The sequence below is a fragment of the Inquilinus sp. genome (assembly GCF_057815775.1).
The window spans coordinates 1-7279 of the sequence record NZ_JBYRFX010000986.1; the positions used below are offsets into that span (position 1 = coordinate 1).

General features: G+C 67.2%; 8 protein-coding genes. 7 read left to right on the forward strand and 1 reads right to left on the reverse strand.

The features are described 5' to 3' along the window. Positions 1–387: aspartate/glutamate racemase family protein (locus AC3XYG_RS35200; protein ID WP_489144551.1), on the forward strand; the 387-nt coding region annotated here is incomplete at its 5' end. A 12-nt stretch (positions 388–399) separates the two neighbouring features. Beyond that, entirely contained in the window at positions 400–798 is a 399-nt protein-coding gene (locus AC3XYG_RS35205) for a DUF302 domain-containing protein (protein ID WP_489144552.1), read from the forward strand. Between the two features lie 150 nt (positions 799–948). Here the strand turns inward: AC3XYG_RS35205 and AC3XYG_RS35210 are convergent, their stop codons facing one another. Next, on the reverse strand, positions 949–1641 hold the full coding sequence (locus tag AC3XYG_RS35210) for a FadR/GntR family transcriptional regulator (RefSeq protein WP_489144553.1): 693 nt from the start codon (positions 1639–1641) through the stop codon (positions 949–951). 331 nt (positions 1642–1972) lie between these two features. Here AC3XYG_RS35210 and AC3XYG_RS35215 point away from each other — a divergent pair, with 331 nt between their 5' ends. From AC3XYG_RS35215 to AC3XYG_RS35235, 5 genes are all read left to right on the forward strand, one after another. Further along, complete coding sequence (locus AC3XYG_RS35215; protein ID WP_489144554.1) at positions 1973–3286, forward strand: L-fuconate dehydratase; 1314 nt, start codon at positions 1973–1975, stop codon at positions 3284–3286. A 118-nt stretch (positions 3287–3404) separates the two neighbouring features. Continuing rightward, positions 3405–4634 (forward strand): ABC transporter substrate-binding protein, encoded by a 1230-nt coding sequence (locus AC3XYG_RS35220; protein ID WP_489144555.1) that lies wholly within the window; start codon positions 3405–3407, stop codon positions 4632–4634. After that, positions 4631–5581: a carbohydrate ABC transporter permease gene (locus AC3XYG_RS35225; RefSeq protein WP_489144556.1), complete on the forward strand. Its 951-nt coding sequence runs from the start codon at positions 4631–4633 to the stop codon at positions 5579–5581. Before AC3XYG_RS35220 ends, AC3XYG_RS35225 begins: the two co-directional genes overlap by 4 nt. Next, positions 5571–6416, forward strand: coding sequence for a carbohydrate ABC transporter permease (locus AC3XYG_RS35230; RefSeq protein WP_489144557.1), 846 nt, complete (start codon positions 5571–5573; stop codon positions 6414–6416). Before AC3XYG_RS35225 ends, AC3XYG_RS35230 begins: the two co-directional genes overlap by 11 nt. 105 nt (positions 6417–6521) lie before the next feature. Further along, on the forward strand, positions 6522–7279 hold a 758-nt coding region (locus AC3XYG_RS35235), incomplete at its 3' end, for a phytanoyl-CoA dioxygenase family protein (RefSeq protein WP_489144558.1).

Below are 7279 nucleotides of genomic sequence, written 5' to 3' on the forward strand. Positions count from 1 at the left end.
GCCGAAGTCGTCGCCGCCCAGGCGGCCGAGCGCGGCTTCCGCAAGATCGGCATCACCGGCACGCGCTGGCTGGTCGACAGCGAGGTCTATCCGGACAAGTTCGCCGCCCGGGGGCTGGCGTATCAGCGCCCGAGCCCGGCCGAGCGCGACGGGATCAACCGGGTCATCATGGACGAACTGGTCTATGGCGTGACCAGCCCCGAAGGCATTGCCATCTTCCAGCGCGTCATCGACCGGATGAAGGAAGGGGGCTGCGACGCCGTGGTCCTTGGCTGCACCGAGATTCCGCTGATTATCGATGACGGGAATTCGCCGCTGCCGACGCTCGATTCCACCCGCCTGCTGGCCCGGGCGGCGTTGCGCCGTGCGGTCGGGGTGAACGGATAAGGAGGCTGAGGCATGACCGATTCTGTTGCATCCGCCGTCGTCGAGCACGCCACGGCCCTGGGCTTCGGGGCGGCGGTCGACCGGCTGGCCACGGCCATCACGGAGGCGGGCCTGACCGTGTTCGCCCGCATCGACCACGCCGCCGGCGCGCGCGAGGCGGGGCTGGCGATGCCGCCGGCGACGGTCCTCCTCTACGGCCACGCCAAGGGCGGCACGCCGATCATGCTGGCATCGCCGCTCGCGGCGCTCGACCTGCCGCTGCGGGTGCTGGTGCGCGAGCGCGAGGATGGGCAGGTGGTGATCGCCTTCCACCCGGTCGCCCAGATGCTGGGCCCGGCGGGCGTGCCCGCCGATCTCGCAGCGCGCCTGGAGCCGGCGCAGCGTCTGCTGGTGAAGGCCGTCGCGGGCTGAGGGTACCGACGGCCCGTTTTATAGACCCGTCATCGCGAGCCCCGCAGGGGCGTGGCGATCCAGCGGCTCGATCTCTGGATCGCCGCGTCGCTTCGCTCCTCGCGATGACAGGTCTTGAGGAGCCGACGGTGTTATTTCCCGCCGCTGGTATCAGTCCCAGACCGCCAGCATCTGCTTCTGGACATAGTCGAGATGGGCGGCCATGGCCTTCCGTGCCTGGCCCGCGTCCCGCGCCTGGATCGCCGTGGCGACGGCCTCGTGGTCGGCCATGATCCGGTCCAGCAGCGCCGGCTGGTGCGACAGGTGGCGGTGGAAGGTCTCGCTCAGCCCCTCCTCGCGGCCACGCCAGAGCGAGGACACGATCTCGCGCAGGGTCTGGTTGCCGCAATGCTCGGCGATCACCGCATGCAGGCCGCGATCCGAGGCCTGGGACCATTCCCGTCGGGCCGTCTCGCAGCGCATCGCCGCGATGATCCCGGCCAGCGCGTCGATGCCCTCCGGCGTGATGTGCTGCGCCGCCAGCGCGGCCACCTCGGGCTCGACCACGGCGCGGGCCTGCATGATCTCCAGCGCCGAATGATCCAGGGTGGGCAGGGCGGCGCTGGGCCCCGGCGCGGCGCGCACGAAGGCGCCGACGCCGATCCTGACCTCAACCAGCCCGGCGACCTCCAGCGCGATCAGCGCCTCGCGCACCGTCGGGCGGCTGACGCCCAGCTCCTGCGCCAGGTCGCGCTCCGACGGCAACTGCCGGCCCGGCCGGAATTCGCCGGAGTCGATCAGCGCTGTGATCTGCTCGGCGATCTGGATGTAGAGCTTGCGATTGACGACCGCTTGAAGGGGCATGGGCGCCCTGCTGCCTGAAAAGGGACCAAAATCGGCACCGGGCCCGCCGGCGCGGGTTCGACAGAAATCTGTGTCTAAATCCCACTTGAACTGGCCTGACCACTTGACAGCCTAGCCGCACCCTTTCCTAATGCAAAGGCCTGTCGTCGGACGGGACGAACCGCCGCAAGAGCGGGGCTGGAACGCCGCCAGCCGGGGCCATCATGGCCCGCCAATCGTGGGGAGGGACCAGCACTGATGTGCGAGAGACCCGGATAGTCCCGGCATCGAGACCCATCGCGCCACAGCCCGGATCGGGGCGGCGCCGTTTGTCGACATGACGGAGACATGAGTGAAGATCGACCGGATCAGCGTCCTGGATGTCCGCTTCCCGACCGCACGGCGGCTGGACGGGTCGGATGCGATGAACCCAGACCCCGACTATTCCGCCGCCTATGTGATCCTGTCGACCGATGGCGGGCTGGAAGGGCATGGCCTGACCTTCACCATCGGCCGCGGCAACGACATCGTCTGCGCGGCGATCGAGGCGCTGAAGCCGGCCGTGCTGGGGCAGGACCTCGCCGACTTCACCCGCGACATGGGCGCGACCTACCGCCGGCTGACCGGCGACAGCCAGCTGCGCTGGCTCGGGCCGGAAAAGGGCGTGATGCAGCTCGCCACCGCGGCGATGCTGAACGCGATCTGGGACCTCTGGGCCAAGGCCGAGGGCAAGCCGCTGTGGCGCCTGCTGGCCGACATGACGCCGGAAGAGACGGTGCGCTGCATCGACTTCCGCTACATCACCGACGCCCTGACGCCTGATGAGGCGGTGGAGTTGCTGCGCAAGCAGGAAGCAGGCAAGGCGGCGCGGATCGAGCAGCTGCTGGCCGAAGGCTACCCGGCCTACACCACCAGCGCCGGCTGGCTGGGCTACAGCGACGACAAGATCCGCCGGCTGGTGCGCGAGGCGCTGGCCCAGGGCTTCAAGGCGTTCAAGATCAAGGTCGGCGCCGACCGTGATGCCGACATCGCCCGCGCTGCCCTGGTGCGGGCGGAGATCGGCGACGATTTGACCTTCATGGTCGATGCCAACCAGGTCTGGGATGTCGGCCATGCCATCGAATGGTCGACCGCGCTGCTGCCCTTCAAGCCGCTGTGGGTGGAGGAGCCGACGAGCCCGGACGACATCCTCGGCCATGCCGCGATCGACCGGGTGCTGCGGCGCTACGGCACCCGGGTCGCGACCGGCGAGCACGTGCACAACCGGGTGATGTTCAAACAGTACCTGCAGGCCAGCGCCATGGGCTTCTGCCAGATCGACGCGGCGCGGGTCGGCGGCGTGAACGAGAACCTGGCCATCATCCTGATGGCGGCGAAGTTCGGCGTGCCGGTCTGCCCGCATGCCGGCGGCGTCGGCCTGTGCGAATACGTGCAGCACCTGTCGATGTGGGACTTCGTGTCGGTCAGCGGCCGCAAGGACGGCCGCTTCATCGAATATGTCGACCACCTGCACGAGCATTTCGTCGACCCGGTGCGGATGGCCGATGGCTGCTACGTCGCGCCCACCGCGCCCGGCTACAGCATCACCATGAAGCCGGAGTCGCTCGACGCCCATCGCTTCCCCGATGGCCGCGTCTGGCGCGAAGAGACCCAGGCCCGCGCGTGACCATGCCTCTTCTTATGCGATCGAACGGCCCCTTCCTGACCGACGGGTAAGGGGGCGGGACTGCCAATCAAAAGCGGCCGCCCATTCAGAAGGCGGCCGCATCAGGAGGACAAACGCCATGAAGACGCTGACAACCGTTCTCGGCCTCGCCGTCGCCGGTGCGGCCTGCCTGTCGATTCCGTCGGCGCAGGCCGAGCCGGTGACGCTGACCTGGCAGATGTGGGCCGGCACCGATGCCGAGATCCAGGCCTGGCAGCATGTCGCCGACATGGTCACGGCCCAGCACCCTGACATCACCATCGAGCTGCGCACCACGTCGTGGCGCGACTACTGGACCAAGCTGCCGACCTTCGTCGCCTCGAACCAGTTGGCCGACATCGTCAGCATCCAGTCGCTGCGGCTGCCCAACTTCACCACCATCTTCGAGCCGCTGAACGACTATGCCGGCAAGAGCGGCCTGGACCTCGGCCAGTTCGACCATTCGATCATCGAGGGCATGAGCGCCGACGGCCAGCTCTATGCCCTGCCGTACGATTTCGGGCCCTACATCGTCTTCTACAACCAGGATCTGTTCGAGAAATACGGCGTCGCCCTGCCGAAGCCGGGCTGGACCCAGGCGGATTTCCTGGCGGGGGCCAAGGCGTTGACCCGGGACGGCAATTACGGTTTCGGCGCCACCTCGGTCGATTACTGGCTGCCCTTCGTCCTGTCCGACGGCCAGAATTACCTGACCGCCGATGGCGAGCTGAACTTCACCGACCCGGCGGTGCAGCAGGTGTTCCAATCCTATGTCGAGCTGGTGACGAAGGAGAAGGTGGCGCCGGTGATCGCGGCCAGCGGCCAGCAATCCAGCGAGATCATCGGCGGCCGTTTCGCCTCCGGCAATGTCGCGATGTATTTCGACGGGCCCTGGAGCCTGATCAACAAGCGCAAATCGGTGTCGTTCCACATCGGGCTGGCGCCGGTTCCGGCCGGCAAGAACGGCAGCGTCACGCTGACCGCCGGTTCCGGCTTCGGCATCGCCAAGACCAGCCAGCACAAGGATGCGGCCTGGCAGGCGATCCAGATCATCACCGGGCCGGAGGCGGAGCAGTATCTGGCGTCGCAGGGCCGTGCCTTCGCCGCCCGCACCGACCAGCAGAAATACTGGTATGAGGTCGCGGCTTCCGGCATGGCCGGCGCGCGGGAGGCGATCGCCTACGCCCTGCAGAACGCCAAGCCGTATCGCACCACCGCCAACTGGAACGCGGTGTCGGAGCTGCTGGAGCAGTATGTGCCGCTGGCCTTCGGCGGGTCGCAGACCGGGCCGCAGGTGCTGGACACCGTGCAGAGCCTCGCTTCGGAATGAGCGTGCAGGCCGGCAATCTCGATATCCGGGCCGGGGCGGACGCAGCCGCCGCCTCGACCCGGTCCCGGCGCCGCGGCTTCCGCAGCGAAGGCCGGGCGGCGTTCTGGTTCCTGCTGCCCAGCCTGCTCGGCTTCCTGGCCTTCCTGCTGCTGCCGCTGCTGGCCTCGCTGGCGCTCAGCTTCACCAATTGGCAGCTGCTGAGCCAGCCGAAATTCGTCGGCCTGGCCAACTACATCAGGCTGTTCACGGTCGATCCCAGCTTCTGGCACGTGCTGCTGAACACGGTGCTGTACACCGTGGAATACCTGGTCCTGAACATCGTGCTGGCGCTCGGCATGGCGGTCTGGATCTCCAGCCTGCGCTGGGGCAAGCGGTTCTTCCGGCTGATCTTCTTCCTGCCGACCTTCACCCCGATGATCGGCGTGTCGGTGGTCTGGCTGCTGATCTTCACCCCGGGCGGGCTGATGGACTGGATCGTCGGGGCGCTGGGCCTGCCGATCCCGAACTTCCTGGTCGATCCCGGCTGGGCGATGCAGGCGATCGTCATCGTCTCGCTGTGGTCCGGCTTCGGCTACAACCTGCTGCTGTTCGGCGCGGCGCTGGATTCGATCCCGCAGACCTATCTCGACGCCGCCAGGATCGACGGGGCCACCCCCTGGCAGCGCTTCTGGCGGATCAAGCTGCCGCTGATCTCGCCGACGCTGTTCTTCGGCACCGTCATGACCGCGATCACGGCGCTGCAGGTGTTCGACCAGGTCTATTCCATGACCCGCGGCGGCCCTGGCGTTGCCACCGCGACGCTCGGTTTCTTCATCTACCAGAACGGCTTCACCACCTACCGCATGGGCTACGCGTCCTCGATTGCCTGGGTGATGTTCATCATCATCATGGCGCTGACGGCGCTGCAGTTCCGGCTGCAACGAAAGTGGGTGCATTATGACGCCTGATCGCAGCCGTGCTGTTACGACGGGCACGCTGGTGTCGCAGGGGGCGATGTCCCTGGTGGCGCTGGCCTTCCTGTTCCCGTTCTTCTGGATGCTGACCAACGCGGTGCGTTCGAATGGCGAGGTGCTGGCGGTGCCGCCGCGGCTGCTGCCCAGCGAATGGCAGTGGGGCAATTTCGTCGACGCCTGGTTCTACCTGCCGTTCGGCCGGTTCTTCCTGAACAGCGCCATGGTGGCGGCGGCGGTCACCGCGATCGTGCTGGTGGTCTCCAGCCTCGCCGCCTACGCCTTCGCCCGGCTGCGCTTCGTCGGGCGCGAGACGCTGTTCCTGACCTATCTCGGCACGCTGATGATCCCGCAGGCGGTGCTGGTGATCCCGCTGTTCCTGCTGATGAGCCGGCTGGACTGGGTGAACACCTTCCAGGCGCTGATCCTGCCGATGGCCTTCGGCTCGTTCGGCACCTTCATGCTGCGCCAGTTCTTCAAGAACATCCCGCGCGAGCTGGAGGAGGCGGCGCTGGTCGACGGCGCATCGCGGCTGCGCATCCTGGTCAGCATCATCCTGCCGATGTCGCTGCCGATCCTCGGCCTGCTGGCGCTGTTCACCTTCACCGCCCAGTGGAACGCCTTCCTGTGGCCGCTGATCATCGTCAACGGGACGGAGCATGCGACCATTCCCCTCGGCCTCACCCTGTTCCAGACCCAGCAGGGCACCCAGTGGAACTACATGATGGCCGGCGCCGCGATCTCGATGCTGCCGGGCATCGTCCTGACGGTGCTGCTGCAGCGCTACATCTTCGGCGGCATCGCCATGAACTCCGGCTTCGGCGGGCGATGAAATTTTAGATGGGATGTAGAAATGGAATCCATTTGCTAAATCCCATCTAGAGAGTCAATCTGAGCCGTGGCCCAGCCAATGGGCCCGGGCAATGGGAGAGACACCATGGACATGCATGTTCCGGCCCAGGCCGAGACGCCGCGGCTGCTCACCGACGCGCAGATGCGCCAGTTCCTGGCCATCGGCTATCTGGTGCTGCAGACGGCGCTGCCGAAATCCTTCCACGACCAGATCTTCCAGCGCTTCGACGACCTGATCGGCGCCGACCGGCACGAGAACCCCGGCAACAACCTGCTGCCGCTGGTGCCCGAGATCAACGCGGTGTTCGAGGATTCGGTGGTGAAGGGCGCGCTGACCAGCGTGCTGGGGCCGGATTACATCATGCATCCGCACCGCGCCCTGCATAAGAACCCGCCGGGGTCGCCGATCCAGCATTTCCACAAGGACAGCTACTGGGGCTACATGCGCCGGGTGCGCAACCACCGGCCGCGCTGGGTCATGATCATGTACTACCCGCAGGACACGCCGGCCGAGCTGGGGCCGACCGGGGTGGTGCCGGGCAGCCACCTGCTCGCCGCCGGGATCACGGACCCCGATGCGCTGGAGCGGAACGGGTCCGGCCCAGCCGGGTCGGTGCTGATGATCCATTATGACATCTGGCACCGGAAGATGAAGAACCTGACCGCCGACAAGCGGTTCATGATGAAGTTCGAATTCATCCGCATGGCCCCGGTCGGCGAGCCGGACTGGCATCATGCCGACCCGGCGTGGCAGGCGGCCGAGCAGGCACCGTCCTTCGCCATGGAGGCGGTGTGGAAGGCCCAGTGGCGTTGGCTGACCGGGACGACGGCCGCCGGCGGCAC

Excerpts from the sequence above, each read along its gene's own strand:
- AC3XYG_RS35205 (WP_489144552.1), top strand. The coding sequence starts at position 400 with ATGACCGATTCTGTTGCATCCGCCGTCGTCGAGCACGCCACGGCCCTG.
- AC3XYG_RS35225 (WP_489144556.1), top strand. The coding sequence starts at position 4,631 with ATGAGCGTGCAGGCCGGCAATCTCGATATCCGGGCCGGGGCGGACGCA.
- AC3XYG_RS35210 (WP_489144553.1), bottom strand. The coding sequence starts at position 1,641 with ATGCCCCTTCAAGCGGTCGTCAATCGCAAGCTCTACATCCAGATCGCC.
- AC3XYG_RS35220 (WP_489144555.1), top strand. The coding sequence starts at position 3,405 with ATGAAGACGCTGACAACCGTTCTCGGCCTCGCCGTCGCCGGTGCGGCC.
- AC3XYG_RS35230 (WP_489144557.1), top strand. The coding sequence starts at position 5,571 with ATGACGCCTGATCGCAGCCGTGCTGTTACGACGGGCACGCTGGTGTCG.